Raw genomic sequence first — 13,499 nt, forward strand, 5'->3', positions numbered from 1 at the left:
CCCTGCGGCGATTGAGCAGCGGGGTCCGGGGCGGAGCCCCGCGGCGTCGGACATGGAAGGGCGGCGGCGCTCCGACTCCCCGGTGCACCGCCGCCCCACCCCGATCACCCGTCGGAGACGCCCAGCTTCTCCAGGATCAGCTCCTTGACGCGCGCCGCGTCGGCCTGCCCCCGGGTCGCCTTCATGACCGCCCCGACCAGGGCACCGGCCGCAGCCACCTTGCCGCCCCGGATCTTGTCCGCGATCGCCGCGTTCCCCGCGATGGCCTCGTCCACGGCCGTGGACAGCGCGCCCTCGTCCGAGACGACCTTCAGGCCGCGCTTCTCGACGACCTCGTCCGGCGTGCCCTCACCCTTCAGCACACCGTCGATGACCTGGCGGGCCAGCTTGTCGTTGAGGTCGCCCGCGGCGACCATCTCGGACACGCGGGCCACCTGCTCCGGCGTGATCGGCAGGGCGCCGAGCTCGACGCCCTGGTCGTTCGCGGAGCGGGCCAGCTCGCCCATCCACCACTTGCGGGCGGAGGTCGAGTCGGCACCGGCGTTGATCGTGGCGACGATCGGGCCGATGGCCCCGGCGTTGCGGATCGACTGCATGTCGTGGGAGCTGATGCCCCACTCCTCGATCAGCCGGTTGCGCTGGGCGAGCGGCAGCTCGGGCAGCTCGGCACGCAGCGCCTCGACCCACTCGCGGGCCGGGGCGACGGGCACCAGGTCGGGCTCCGGGAAGTACCGGTAGTCCTCGGCGTTGTCCTTGATGCGGCCCGACGTGGTGGAGCCGTCCTCCTCGTGGAAGTGACGGGTCTCCTGCACGATGGTGCCGCCCGACGACAGCACGGCCGCGTGGCGCTGGATCTCGTACCGCGCGGCACGCTCGACGCTGCGCAGCGAGTTCACGTTCTTCGTCTCGGAGCGCGTACCGAACTCCTTGGTCCCGTGGGGACGCAGGGAGAGGTTCACGTCGCAGCGCATCTGGCCCTTGTCCATCCGGGCCTCGGACACGTCGAGCGCCTTGATGACCTCGCGCAGCTCGGCGACGTACGCCTTCGCGACCTCGGGGGCCCGCTCGCCGGCGCCCTCGATGGGCTTGGTGACGATCTCGATGAGCGGGATGCCCGCGCGGTTGTAGTCGAGCAGCGAGTGCGAGGCACCCTGGATGCGGCCCGTGGCACCGCCGACGTGCGTCGACTTGCCGGTGTCCTCCTCCATGTGGGCGCGCTCGATTTCCACGCGGAAGACCTCGCCGTCCTCCAGCTGCACGTCGAGGTAGCCGTCGAAGGCGATGGGCTCGTCGTACTGGGAGGTCTGGAAGTTCTTCGGCATGTCCGGATAGAAGTAGTTCTTCCGGGCGAAGCGGCACCACTCGGCGATCGAGCAGTTGAGCGCGAGGCCGATCTTGATGGCCGACTCGACGCCGATCTCGTTGACGACCGGCAGGGCACCGGGCAGGCCGAGGCAGGTCGGGCAGGTCTGGCTGTTGGCGTCCTGCTTCAGCTCGGTGGAGCAGCCGCAGAACATCTTCGTCTTGGTGCCGAGCTCGACGTGGACCTCAAGGCCCATGACGGGGTCGTACGACGCGAGCGCGTCGTCGTACCCCATCAGCTCGGACGTGGTCGTGGCAGTCACGATTTCTGAAACTTCCCTCTCAGCCCAGCAGGACGTCGTCGTCGCCCAGGCGCTTGAGCTCCCGGTAGAGGATCGCCATACCGGTGACGATGGCGGCGGCGGACACGGCGGCGTCGATCAGCCGCAGGGTGTCGTTGTCGTTGCGGGCCATCTTCGCCTGCTTCGCGACGCTGATCGCGCCGAAAGCGGTGCTGGCCAGCGAGACATAGACGCCGGTCTTGGACTTCTTGAAGTTCTTGGCCTTCTTTGCCATGGCACTCACAGCGACGGAGCCTCCTCAAGCAGCGGGTGTCCCCACTTTTCCACGAATGCGGCCTCTACGGCGGCGCCCACCTTGTACAGGCGGTCGTCCTTCATCGCGGGGGCGATGATCTGCAGGCCGACCGGCAGCCCGTCCTCGGGGGCGAGGCCGCAGGGCAGGGACATGGCCGAGTTCCCCGCGAGGTTGGTCGGAATCGTGCAGAGGTCCGCGAGATACATCGCCATCGGGTCGTCGGCGCGCTCGCCGATCGGGAAGGCGGTGGTCGGCGTGGTCGGCGACACGATGACGTCGACCTGCTCGAACGCGGCCTCGAACTCCTGGGTGATCAGCGTGCGCACCTTCTGGGCGCTGCCGTAGTACGCGTCGTAGTAGCCGGAGCTGAGCGCGTACGTGCCCAGGATGATGCGGCGCTTGACCTCGTCGCCGAAGCCGGCCTCGCGGGTCAGCGCGGTGACGTCCTCGGCGGAGTGCGAACCGTCGTCACCGACGCGCAGGCCGTAACGCATGGCGTCGAACCGGGCGAGGTTCGAGGAGCACTCGGACGGCGCGATCAGGTAGTACGCCGACAGGGCCAGGTCGAACGAGGGGCAGTCCAGCTCGACGACCTCGGCGCCCAGCGACTTCAGCAGCTCGACGGACTCGTCGAAGCGCTGCACGACACCGGCCTGGTAGCCCTCGCCGCGGAACTGCTTGACGACGCCGACGCGCATGCCCTGCACGCTGCCGTTGCGCGCGGCCTCGACGACGGCCGGGACCGGGGCGTCGATGGACGTGGAGTCGAGCGGGTCGTGCCCGGCGATGGCCTCGTGCAGCAGCGCCGCGTCCAGGACCGTACGGGCGCAGGGCCCGCCCTGGTCGAGGGAGGACGAGAACGCGACCATGCCGTAGCGGGAGACGCCGCCGTAGGTCGGCTTGACGCCGACGGTGCCGGTGACGGCGGCGGGCTGGCGGATCGAGCCGCCGGTGTCCGTGCCGATGGCGAGCGGGGCCTCGTACGCGGCGAGGGACGCGGAGGAGCCGCCGCCGGAGCCGCCGGGGATGCGGGTGAGGTCCCACGGGTTGCCGGTGGGGCCGTACGCGCTGTTCTCGGTGCTCGACCCCATGGCGAACTCGTCCATGTTGGTCTTGCCGAGGATGACGACGTCGGCGGCCTTCAGGTTCTTGACCAGCGTGGCGTCGTACGGCGGGATCCAGCCTTCGAGGATCTTCGAGCCGACCGTGGTCGGAATGCCCTCGGTGGTGAAGATGTCCTTCAGCGCGAGCGGGACGCCGGCCAGCGGGCCGAGCTTCTCGCCCGCGGCGCGCTTGGCGTCGACGGCGGCGGCCTGCTTCAGGGCGCCCTCACGGTCGACGTGCAGGAACGCGTTCACCTTCTCGTCGACGGCCTCGATGCGGGCCAGGTGGGCCTCGGTGACCTCGACGGCGGTGAGCTCGCCGGACGCGATTTTCGCGGCGATCTCGGCGGCGGTGAGCTTGATGATGTCCGTCATGATGGGTTAGTCCTCCCCCAGGATCTGCGGCACCTTGAAACGCTGCTGCTCCTGGGCCGGGGCGCCGGACAGCGCCTGCTCGGGGGTGAGCGACGGACGGACCTCGTCCTTGCGCATGACGTTCGTCAGCGGCAGCGGGTGCGAAGTCGGCGGTACGTCTTGGTCGGCGACCTCGCTGACGCGGGCGACCGCGCCGATGATGTCGTCGAGCTGGCCTGCGAAGTGGTCGAGCTCTTCGGGCTTCAGCTCCAGACGCGCCAGCCGGGCGAGGTGGGCGACCTCCTCGCGCGTGATGCCAGGCATGCGGATCCTCACGGGGTGCGTGTTCTCGGTTTGACCCCAATCCTATGGGTCGCGGACCCATGCCCGAGAACGGGTTTCCGGGCGCGGCCCCCGGTGCGCGTCACACGGGGTTGGCGTCGCGCAGTTCCCCGCGCCCCTGAGGGGCGCACTCCGCGCGCCATCTTGGGGGCGCGGGGAACTGCGCGACCTCAGCCACGGGTGGCGTGCGCGGCTCGGGGGCGGTCAGGTGAGGGGGCCGAGGTCGTCGGATTGGGTGGCCGGGAGGGCTGCCGGGGGGCGCCAGCCACGGTCACCGCGGGCGCGGAGCCAGGCCGTCGTCTCGTCGGGCGGCATCGCCGCGGCGACCAGCCACCCCTGCACCGCATCGCACCCCAGGTCCCGCAACCGCTCCCACGTCTCGTCGTCCTCGACGCCCTCCGCCACCACGAGCAACCCCAGCGAATGCGCCAGGTCGACCGTGCACCGCACGATCTCCGCGTCCTCGTTGTCCACCGCGAGCCGCGCCACGAACGACCGGTCGATCTTCAGCTCGCTGACCGGCAGCCGCCGCAGGTGCACGAGCGACGAGTACCCGGTACCGAAGTCGTCGAGCGACATCTTCACGCCGTGCCCGGTGAGCCCCGCCAGCGTGTCCGCCGCCCGCTGCGGATCCTCCAGCAGCACGTGCTCCGTTATCTCCAGCTGCAACGATCCGGCAGGCACCCCGTGCCGCGCGAGCCGCGCGGCGACCGCCCCCGCGAACCCGGGCGTGTGCACGTCCCGCGGCGACACGTTCACGGCGACCGGCACGTGCAGCCCCTGCGCGCGCCACCGCGCGACCTGTCCGAGCGCGGTCTCCAGGACGTACTCGGTCAGATGCGGCATCAGCCCGGACGACTCGGCGATGGCGATGAACTCGTCCGGCGGGACCTTTCCGCGCTCCGGGTGCACCCACCGTACGAGCGCCTCCAGACCCGCCACCTGCCCGTCGAACCGGACCTTCGGCTGGTAGTGCAGCTCCACCTCGCCCGCGTCCAGCGCGCGCCGCAGGTCGCCGAGGAGACCGAGCCGGTCGGGGGTGTTGGAGTCGCGCTTCGACTCGTACACCTCGACGCCCGTGCGGTCCCGCTTGGCCTGGTACATCGCGACGTCGGCCCGGCGCAGCAGCCCCTCCGCGTCGAGCGCGTGGTCGGGGAAGACGGCGAGTCCCGCGCTGGCCTCCAGTACGAGGGTCAGTCCGTCCAGGTCGAGGGGGGAACCGAGGGTCGCCACGAGGTTGCGGGCCACCCGCGTCGCGGACGTCGTGGAGTCGGCCACGGGCAGCAGCACGGCGAACTCGTCGCCACCGAGCCGCGCGACCTCCGCACCGCGCGGCAGGGCCGCTCTCAGCCGGTCCGCGATCTGGAGCAGCAGCCGGTCTCCGGCGAGGTGCCCGAGCGTGTCGTTGACCGAGCGGAACCGGTCGAGGTCGATCAGCATGAGCGCGCTGCGCACCCCGATCCGCTCGGCGTCGTCGAGCGCGGACCAGGTGCGCTCGAGGAGCCACTGCCGGTTCGGCAGGCCGGTGAGCGGGTCGCGCAGCTGCTCCTCGGCGCGGGCCCGCGCGATCCACAGCGTGGAGTCGAGCGCGATCAGCGGGATCGCGAACAGCGGCAGCAGCACCGGCAGCGCGACGGCGACGACGCAGATCAGCGGCGCGATCCCGAGCAGCGCGACGGCGACGAGTCCCTGCCGCACGAGCGCGGTGCGGGCCACGGTCGGCAGTCCCGAGTGCGGCGGCGCGTGCACGTACCAGAGCAGGGCGCGCGTGATCAGCAGGTACGCGATCGCCGCGAGGGCGACCTGGGCCACGGTGGAGACGGTCCACGTCTCGGGCTTCCACGGCGTCTCGACGGACGGCACGCGGCCGAACGCGGCGAGGACGAGGGCGCCCGCCCCGATGCCGAGGATGTCGATCGCGCCGTGCAGCAGTCCCTGGCGCCAGCAGTGTCTGCGGGCGATGCCGACGAGGACGACGACGGTGAGGCTGACCATGCCCGCGGGCACCCAGCCGTAGAGCAGCAGGACGGCGAGGGTGAGCGCGGCGCCGGAGCCGGTGCCGCCCCACCAGCGGTCGCGGCCGAGCGCCACGAGGTGGCCGACGATGATCCCGGTCAGGATGGCGAGGCACCAGCCGACCGCGCCGGACGGGAAGAGCGCGTGCCCCTCCGCGAACGCCCAGTAGAAACCGGCGCCGAGCACCACGGCGGCGAGCGCCACCACCATGCCGGGCAGCAGCGGGACGAGCGCGGCCCGCGAGGTCTCGGTCTGCCCGGCGAGCTGGTGCTGGTTGCGCGCGGGCGTCGCCATGCCGACGTGGCCGCCCGCGGGTGCCGTCCCGGGCAGTGGCGTACGGGGCGTGGCGGTGCCCGGCCGGACCGGTATCGCGGGGCGCGGGCGGGCGTCGGCGTGGTTCGGGTCGACGGCCCGGCCGTGGTGGTCGACGGGCGGGTGCTCGCCCGGCCGGTGGTTTCCGGGGCGGCCGTCGGCGGGCCGCAGGGGCACCGGCCGGCCGTTAGCGGGCGCGTGGTGGATCCTCGGCGGACGGCCCGGCAGTTCGGGCAGGGCGGGGGCGGCGGGCAGCGCCCGGTCCCGCGGTTCGGCCGAACTGCCCTGGTCCGCACGGGCGGTGAGGTCACTCGCGGCGGACGGCGTCCCGGGGGCCGCGGGGCGGCCCGTCGTCGCCGGCCCCACCAGGCCTTCGTGGCCCGCCACTTGGGCGCCGGACGCGCGCCTGTCCGCGACCGGGGCCGACGTCTCGCCCGTCCGGCCGGCGCCGAGGGCGAGCACGCCCCCGCGCCACCATTTGCGCCAGTTCACCACACCACCGCGCTTGTTCTCCCCGTGACCGCTCGCGTCGCCGTCGACCCCGTCGCCGTGGCCGGTGCGCGCTGCCGGATAGCGCCGCGCGCGTCGGCGCGGGCGCAGCGTCGAGTCCGGGGCGGCGCTCTCGGTCGGTTCCATTCCCGTCCCTCTCACTGCCGACGGCACTCTCCGTCCACTGCCCGCTCTCCTCGCTTCCAGTGAGCGGGGATCTGCCCCATCCGCAGCAGGACTCGGCAGGCGCACACCTCAACAGTAGGCCGCAGAAGGCTTCCACGGGCACCAGACGGACGCGCCCGAGGACGGTTGCCCGAATGACCCCGGCGTTCCGCGTGCGTCTGGTATGCGCCGTTCGAGTGACCCCGGGCCGCTACTCGGCGGTCTCCGTCTCCGCGGGCAGCGCCACGTCGAGGGCGGCGTCCGGGCCCTGTTCCAGCAGGACCGCGAAGCCGTCCTCGTCCAGAACCGGAACCTTCACCTGCATGGCCTTGTCGTACTTGGAACCGGGGTTGTCCCCCACGACGACGAAGGACGTCTTCTTCGAAACGGAACCCGTGACCTTGGCGCCTCTGGTCTGGAGGGCTTCTTTTGCGCCATCCCGCGTGAAGTGCTGGAGCGTTCCGGTGACGACCACGGTGAGGCCCTGGAGGGGGCGCGGCCCCTCGTCCTCGCCCGCACCTTCCTCCTCCATCCTCACACCGGCGTCACGCCATTTCCGCAGAATCTCCCGATGCCAGTCCTCGGCGAACCACTGCTTCACGGAAGCGGCGATGATCCCGCCGACGCCGTCCGTGGCGGCGAGCTCCTCCTCGGTGGCCTGGTCGATGCGATCGATGGAGCGGAACTCGCGGGCGAGCGCCTCGGCGGCGACCGGGCCGACGTGCCGGATCGACAGGCCGTTGATGACGCGGGCCAGCGGGCGCTGCTTCGCGGCCTCGATGTTCTCCAGCATGGAGACGGCGTTCTTGCGCGGTTCGCCCGCCTTGGTGGCGAAGATGTCCGCGATCTTCTCCTCGCCCGTCTTCGGGTCCCGCTTGGGCAGCCCGCTGTCCGGGTCGAGGACGTACGCCTTGATGGGAAGCAGCTGGTCCATGGTGAGGTCGAACAGGTCGCCCTCGTCGGTGAGCGGCGGCTGCTCCGGCTCCAGGGGGCCGGTGAGCGCGGCGGCGGCGACGTACCCGAAGTTCTCGATGTCGAGGCACTGGCGGCCGCCCAGGTAGAACAGGCGCTCGCGCAACTGGGCGGGGCACGTGCGGGCGTTGGGGCAGCGGAGGTCGATGTCGCCCTCCTTCATGGCCCGCAGCGGGGTGCCGCACTCAGGGCACTCGGTGGGCATCTCGAACTCGTACTCGCTGCCGTCCCGCAGGTCGGCGACGGGGCCGAGGATCTCGGGGATGACGTCTCCGGCCTTGCGGATGACGACCGTGTCCCCGATGAACACGCCCTTCTTCTTGACGATCTCCTGGTTGTGCAGCGTCGCGAACTCCACCTCGGAGCCCGCCACGGTGACCGGCTCCACCTGCGCGTACGGCGTCACGCGGCCCGTGCGGCCCACGCCCACGCGGATGTTGAGCAGCTTGGTGTTGACCTCTTCGGGCGGGAACTTCCAGGCGATGGCCCAGCGCGGGGCGCGCGCCGTGGAGCCGAGGCGGCCCTGGAGCGGGATCTCGTCGAGCTTGATGACGGCGCCGTCGATCTCGTGGTCGACGGAGTGCCGGTTCTCCCCGTAGTACGCGATGAACTTGCGTACGCCTTCGAGGTCGTCGACCACCTTGCTGTACTTGGTGGTGGGCAGGCCCCACTCGCGCAGCAGGCCGTACGCCTGGGAGAGGCGGTCGATGTCGAAGCCCTCGCGGGCGCCGATGCCGTGCACCACCATGTGCAGCGGACGCGTCGCCGTGACGCGCGGGTCCTTCTGGCGCAGCGAACCCGCCGCCGCGTTGCGGGGGTTGGCGAAGGGCTTGTCGCCGGCCTCGACGAGCCGGGCGTTCAGCTCCTCGAACTTCTCCATCGGGAAGTACACCTCGCCGCGGATCTCCACGAGCGGCGGGATGTTGTCGCCCTTGAGGCGGTTGGGGATGTCGGAGATCGTGCGGACGTTGGGCGTGATGTCCTCGCCGACCCGGCCGTCGCCGCGGGTGGCCGCGCGGGTCAGCCGCCCGTCCTCGTACGTCAGGTTGACCGCCAGGCCGTCGATCTTCAGCTCGCACAGGAAGTGGTAGCCGGGCGCGCCCACGTCCTTGGCGACGCGGTCGGCCCAGGCCGCCAGCTCCTCGTCGTCGAAGGCGTTGTCGAGCGAGAGCATGCGCTCGCGGTGCTCGACGGAGGTGAACTCCGTCTCGTACTGCCCCGCGACCTTCTGGGTCGGCGAGTCCGGGGTGCGCAGCTCGGGGTGGGCCTCCTCCAGCGCCTCCAGGGAGCGCAGGAGCTTGTCGAACTCGGCGTCGGAGACGACCGGAGCGTCGTTCACGTAGTACCGGAAGCGGTGCTCCTCGATCTGCTCGGCCAGCTGGGCGTGCTCGTCCCGCGCCTCGGCGGGCACCGTGCTCTCGCTCTGCAGTGCGTCAGCCACCGTCTCGTCCTCCCGTATGCCTTCGTCCACGGTCACTCAGGGTTGTCCGCGAGTGATCTCGCCGCCCGGACGCAGTGGGCGAGCGCCGCACGGGCGTACGCGGGCGAGGCACCCGCGAGACCGCACGACGGCGTGAGCACCACCGAGTCCGCGAGCGAACCCGGATTCAGCCCCAGCCTGCGCCACAGCGTCCTGACACCCATGACGCTACCGGCAGGGTCTGACAATGGACCGTCCACGCCGGGCACGACACCGGCGACGAGTCGCAGGCCGCCCTCGACGGACTCCCCGATCACGTCGTCGTCACGCTCCGTGAGCAGCGCGAAGTCGAAGGAGACCGCGTCCGCCCCGGCCCGGCGCAGGAGGGCGAACGGCACGTCGGGGGCGCAGGAGTGGACGAGGCGCGGCCCGTCCTCGATCACGGAGAGGACGTCCCGCAGCGTGCTCTCGACGAGCTGGCGGTCGACGGCGCGGTGGGTGCGGTACTCGCTGGCGGTCTTGATCTGCCCGCGCAGCACGGCGATGAGCGAGGGCTCGTCGAGCTGGAGCATCAGCCGGGCGCCGGGCACCCGGCGGCGGACGTCGGCGAGGTGCGCGCGCAGGCCCTCGGCGAGGGAGGCGGCCAGGTCACGGCAGGCGCCGAGGTCGGAGAGGGCGGCCTCCCCGTTCCTCAGCTCCAGTGCGGCGGCGAGCGTCCACGGCCCGACGGCCTGGACCTTGAGCGGCCCCTCGTACCCCTGCGTGAACTCCTCCAGCGCGTCCAGGTCCTCGCCGAGCCAGGACCGGGCCCGCTTGGTGTCGCGGCCCGGCCGGTCGCCGATCCGCCAGCCGCTGGGCTCCACGCGCGCGTAGAGATCGACCAGCAGCCCGGCCGTCCGGCCGATCATGTCGGCGCCGGGCCCGCGCGCGGGCAGCTCCGCGAGGTACGGCATCCCCTGCTCGGGCCCCTCGAAGCTGCCGGTCACCGTCTTGGCGGCCTCGCGCGCGTCACCACCGGGCATCGACCCGACACCCGTGGCCGGCCCCCACCTGAAGTCGCTCTTTTCATCCACCCAGGAAGGGTACGTAACGACGGCCGCCGGGCGGGCGGTGCGTCAGCGCCCCGGTCGCACCGTCAGGTCGTTGACCTCGGCGTCGCGGGGCAGGTCGAGGGCCATGAGGATGGTCGTGGCGACGGACTCGGGGTCGATCCAGCGCGACGGGTCGTACTCCTTGCCCTCCTGCTGGTGCACCTTGGCCTGCATGGCGCTCGCGGTGCGGCCCGGGTAGACGGAGGTGACGCGCACGCCGTTGTCGTGCTCCTCCTTGCGCAGCGAGTCCGCGAGAGCCCGCAGTCCGTGCTTGGAGGCGGCGTACGCGGACCACTCCGGTCCCGCGTGGATGCCGGAGCCGGAGTTCACGAACAGCACGTGGCCCTGGGCGAGGCGGAGTTGGGGCAGGAAGTGACGGGTCAGCTCGGCCGGGGCGATGAGGTTGACGTTGAGCTGGTGGCGCCACGACTTCGGGGTGAGCTCGCCGACCTTGCCGAGGTCGACGACGCCGGCGATGTGCAGCAGCGAGTCGATCCGGTCGGGCAGCGTCTGGTGCGAGAAGGCCCAGGACAGCTTGTCCGGGTCGGAGAGGTCACCGACGAGGGTCTTCGCGCCGGGGAACTCGGCGGCGAGCTCCTTGGCGCGGCCCGCGTCGCGCGCGTGCACGTAGATTTCGTCGCCGCGCTCGTGCAGTCGACGGGCGACGGCGGCGCCGATTCCGGAACCGGCGCCGGTGATCACATGGGTAGCCATGCCCGCCATGCTCGCACTACTCGACGCCCTGCGACTCCTCCAGGTAGGCCAGCGCCCCGACCGGCTCCTCGGCGAAGAACACGAGGTCAGTGAGGGGCAGCGGGAGAAAGCCCTCGTCCTCCATGCGCCGGAACTGCTCCTTCAGGCCGTCGTAGAAGCCCTCGGAGTTGAGCAGCACGATCGGCTTGTCGGTCTTGCCGTGCTTCTTCAGCTCCAGGATCTCGGTGGCCTCGTCGAGCGTGCCGGTGCCGCCCACCATGATCACGACGGCGTCGGCCTTCGCGAGGAGCAGCGCCTTGCGCTCCGCGAGGTCCTTGGCGATCACCATCTCGTCGGGCGCGGTGACGGCGCGCGCCTTGGCCGCGAGGAAGTCCACGGAGACTCCGACGAGCCCGCCGCCGGCCGCCGCCACCCCGTCGGCGACGACCTTCATGAGCCCGCTCTCCGAACCGCCCCACACGAGCGTGTGGCCGCCCTTGCCGAGCAGTTCGGCGAATTCGCGGGCGGGCCGGGTGTAGCGCTCGTCGAGATCGGCGGCGGAGAGGAAGACACAGATGTTCATGGCGTCCACGGTACGGCCCGCCATGAACGGGAAGAACTCGACCGCTGTGAGCGCTGACACACCCATGACTCAAGGACACGAGATCACCGTCGAGCAGGGTTCGCAGCACGTGCGGGTCGTCCACGCAGGGCAGGTGCTCGCCGAGAGCACGCGCCCGCTGGTCCTGAAGGAGACCGGTTGCCCGGTGCGGTACTACCTGCCGCCGCAGGACGTGCGGACCGAGCTTCTCACCCCCTCGGACACGACGACGCACTGTCCCTTCAAGGGCGACGCCTCCTACTGGTCGCTGCCCGGCGCACCCGACCTGGTGTGGGCGTACCCGGAGCCGAAGGCCGAGGTCGCCGCCATCAAGGACCACCTGTGCTTCTACGAGACGCAGGTGGATGCCGCGTAACCACGCGCGCGTGGTCGAATGAGGAGGTACACGGCGCAGGGCGGAGGGTGAGGCTGGCATGGCTCACGAAGACGGACAGCAGGGCATTCCGACGGGTGGGTTCGGCGCGGCGCCGCCACCCTTCGCACCGCCGCCGCCCGGCCACGCGCCCGCGCCGCCCGGCCAGGCGCCGATGGCCCCGCCCGCTCCCCCGGCGGGCCCCGGCGGACCGGAGTTCGTGGCCGCCGACAAGTTCAACGGCGTGGTCGTGGACGCGGACGGGCTGCACTTCGAGCAGGGGCCGCACGCCATCGACCTGCCCTGGTCGCACGTCCGCACGGCGCACTTCCAGCCGCTGCCGTCCGGGGTGGTGCTCACGGCGTCGATGTCGGACGGCGCCGTCTACACCTGCCCGGTGCACGCCCGGAAGAAGGCGCTGGCGGCCGAGTGGTGCGGCCAGTTGGGAGCCGTGCTCCAGTACTACCTTCAGGGCCGGGGCTGACGTCTCAGACGCCCGCGGTGACCCGCTGCGTCGTCGCGATCGTCGCCGAGCCCACCACGCGCGTGCCGTCGTACAGCACGATCGCCTGGCCGGGGGCGACGCCGCGGACGGCCTCCGTGAAGCGGACCCGCAGCTCGCCGTCGACCAGCTCCGCCGACACCTCGGTCTCGCCGCCGTGCGCGCGGAGCTGGGCGGTGTACGTGCCGGGGCCGGTCGGCGCCGCGCCGCACCAGCGGGGCTTGATCGCCGTGAGGGCCGTGACGTCGAGGGCGGCGGCCGGGCCCACCGTCACCGTGTTGTCCACCGGGGAGATGTCCAGGACGTAGCGCGGCTTGCCGTCGGGGGCGGGCGTGCCGATGCGCAGGCCCTTGCGCTGGCCGATGGTGTAGCCGTAGGCGCCCTCGTGGGTGCCGAGCTTGGCGCCCGCCTCGTCGACGATGTCGCCCTCCGCCTTGCCGAGGCGGCTGGCGAGGAAGCCCTGGGTGTCGCCGTCGGCGATGAAGCAGATGTCGTGCGAGTCGGGCTTCTTGGCGACGGCGAGGTCGCGGCGCTCCGCCTCGGCGCGGATCTCCTCCTTGGTCGTCTCCGTGTCGCCCAGCGGGAACATCGCGTGGGCGAGCTGGCGGTCGTCGAGGACGCCCAGCACGTACGACTGGTCCTTGGCCATGTCGGCGGCGCGGTGCAGCTCGCGCTCGCCCCGGTCGTTGACGATCACCTGCGCGTAGTGGCCCGTGCAGACCGCGTCGAAGCCGAGGGCGAGGGCCTTGTCGAGGAGCGCGGCGAACTTGATCTTCTCGTTGCAGCGCAGGCACGGGTTGGGCGTGCGGCCGGCCTCGTACTCGGCGATGAAGTCCTCGACGACGTCCTCGCGGAAGCGGTCGGCGAGGTCCCAGACGTAGAACGGGATGCCGATGACGTCGGCCGCGCGGCGCGCGTCGCGGGAGTCCTCGATGGTGCAGCAGCCGCGGGCGCCCGTACGGAACGACTGCGGGTTCGCGGAGAGCGCGAGGTGCACGCCGGTCACGTCGTGGCCCGCTTCGGCGGCGCGGGCCGCGGCGACGGCGGAGTCGACGCCTCCCGACATGGCGGCGAGAACGCGGAGGGGGCGGTCGGCGGGGAGCATCGAGGTCTGCGAAGTCATAGCACTAACAGAGTACGGGCCCGCGGGAACCGAATCGCTCGGAC

12 protein-coding genes are annotated in these 13,499 nt (G+C 71.8%); 2 read left to right on the forward strand and 10 right to left on the reverse strand.

The genetic code is table 11. From position 1 onward, the window contains the following. Positions 1–104: 104 nt before the first annotated feature. From gatB to ACYBSK_RS30255, 9 genes are all read right to left on the reverse strand, one after another. Complete coding sequence (gene gatB / locus ACYBSK_RS30215; RefSeq protein WP_460247129.1) at positions 105–1,598, reverse strand: Asp-tRNA(Asn)/Glu-tRNA(Gln) amidotransferase subunit GatB; 1,494 nt, start codon at positions 1,596–1,598, stop codon at positions 105–107. A 46-nt stretch (positions 1,599–1,644) separates the two neighbouring features. Further along, entirely contained in the window at positions 1,645–1,878 is a 234-nt protein-coding gene (locus ACYBSK_RS30220) for a hypothetical protein (RefSeq protein ID WP_356389257.1), read from the reverse strand. A 5-nt stretch (positions 1,879–1,883) separates the two neighbouring features. Next, positions 1,884–3,377, reverse strand: coding sequence for an Asp-tRNA(Asn)/Glu-tRNA(Gln) amidotransferase subunit GatA (gene gatA, locus ACYBSK_RS30225; protein WP_457480413.1), 1,494 nt, complete (start codon positions 3,375–3,377; stop codon positions 1,884–1,886). A 6-nt stretch (positions 3,378–3,383) separates the two neighbouring features. Continuing rightward, complete coding sequence (gatC, locus tag ACYBSK_RS30230) at positions 3,384–3,680, reverse strand: Asp-tRNA(Asn)/Glu-tRNA(Gln) amidotransferase subunit GatC (RefSeq protein WP_016432511.1); 297 nt, start codon at positions 3,678–3,680, stop codon at positions 3,384–3,386. A gap of 222 nt (positions 3,681–3,902) precedes the next feature. Continuing rightward, entirely contained in the window at positions 3,903–6,083 is a 2,181-nt protein-coding gene (locus ACYBSK_RS30235) for a putative bifunctional diguanylate cyclase/phosphodiesterase (RefSeq protein ID WP_457481903.1), read from the reverse strand. A gap of 808 nt (positions 6,084–6,891) precedes the next feature. Then, positions 6,892–9,093: an NAD-dependent DNA ligase LigA gene (gene ligA, locus ACYBSK_RS30240; RefSeq protein WP_460244018.1), complete on the reverse strand. Its 2,202-nt coding sequence runs from the start codon at positions 9,091–9,093 to the stop codon at positions 6,892–6,894. Positions 9,094–9,125: 32 nt separating this feature from the next. After that, positions 9,126–10,145, reverse strand: coding sequence for a methionine synthase (locus ACYBSK_RS30245; protein ID WP_460244019.1), 1,020 nt, complete (start codon positions 10,143–10,145; stop codon positions 9,126–9,128). Between the two features lie 42 nt (positions 10,146–10,187). Beyond that, positions 10,188–10,886 (reverse strand): SDR family oxidoreductase, encoded by a 699-nt coding sequence (locus tag ACYBSK_RS30250; RefSeq protein ID WP_457480416.1) that lies wholly within the window; start codon positions 10,884–10,886, stop codon positions 10,188–10,190. 7 nt (positions 10,887–10,893) lie between these two features. Next, positions 10,894–11,439, reverse strand: a complete 546-nt coding sequence (locus ACYBSK_RS30255) for an LOG family protein (RefSeq protein WP_457481904.1) — start codon at positions 11,437–11,439, stop codon at positions 10,894–10,896. A gap of 64 nt (positions 11,440–11,503) precedes the next feature. Here ACYBSK_RS30255 and ACYBSK_RS30260 point away from each other — a divergent pair, with 64 nt between their 5' ends. Both ACYBSK_RS30260 and ACYBSK_RS30265 read left to right on the forward strand, forming a co-directional pair. Continuing rightward, complete coding sequence (locus ACYBSK_RS30260) at positions 11,504–11,833, forward strand: DUF427 domain-containing protein (protein WP_460244020.1); 330 nt, start codon at positions 11,504–11,506, stop codon at positions 11,831–11,833. 58 nt (positions 11,834–11,891) lie between these two features. Next, entirely contained in the window at positions 11,892–12,314 is a 423-nt protein-coding gene (locus tag ACYBSK_RS30265; RefSeq protein WP_460244021.1) for a hypothetical protein, read from the forward strand. Between the two features lie 4 nt (positions 12,315–12,318). On the opposite strand, the gene mnmA is transcribed toward ACYBSK_RS30265, so the two are convergent. Next, positions 12,319–13,455, reverse strand: a complete 1,137-nt coding sequence (gene mnmA, locus ACYBSK_RS30270; RefSeq protein ID WP_460244022.1) for a tRNA 2-thiouridine(34) synthase MnmA — start codon at positions 13,453–13,455, stop codon at positions 12,319–12,321. Between the last annotated feature and the right edge of the window lie 44 nt (positions 13,456–13,499).

This window comes from Streptomyces sp. BYX5S (assembly GCF_054724165.1).

What these genes read in the sequence shown, in the direction of transcription:
- gatB (WP_460247129.1), bottom strand. Translation starts at nt 1,598, where the DNA reads ATGGGGTACGACGACGCGCTCGCGTCGTACGACCCCGTCATGGGCCTT.
- ACYBSK_RS30220 (WP_356389257.1), bottom strand. Translation starts at nt 1,878, where the DNA reads ATGGCAAAGAAGGCCAAGAACTTCAAGAAGTCCAAGACCGGCGTCTAT.
- gatA (WP_457480413.1), bottom strand. Translation starts at nt 3,377, where the DNA reads ATGACGGACATCATCAAGCTCACCGCCGCCGAGATCGCCGCGAAAATC.
- gatC (WP_016432511.1), bottom strand. Translation starts at nt 3,680, where the DNA reads ATGCCTGGCATCACGCGCGAGGAGGTCGCCCACCTCGCCCGGCTGGCG.
- ACYBSK_RS30250 (WP_457480416.1), bottom strand. Translation starts at nt 10,886, where the DNA reads ATGGCGGGCATGGCTACCCATGTGATCACCGGCGCCGGTTCCGGAATC.
- ACYBSK_RS30255 (WP_457481904.1), bottom strand. Translation starts at nt 11,439, where the DNA reads ATGAACATCTGTGTCTTCCTCTCCGCCGCCGATCTCGACGAGCGCTAC.
- ACYBSK_RS30260 (WP_460244020.1), top strand. Translation starts at nt 11,504, where the DNA reads ATGACTCAAGGACACGAGATCACCGTCGAGCAGGGTTCGCAGCACGTG.
- ACYBSK_RS30265 (WP_460244021.1), top strand. Translation starts at nt 11,892, where the DNA reads ATGGCTCACGAAGACGGACAGCAGGGCATTCCGACGGGTGGGTTCGGC.
- mnmA (WP_460244022.1), bottom strand. Translation starts at nt 13,455, where the DNA reads ATGACTTCGCAGACCTCGATGCTCCCCGCCGACCGCCCCCTCCGCGTT.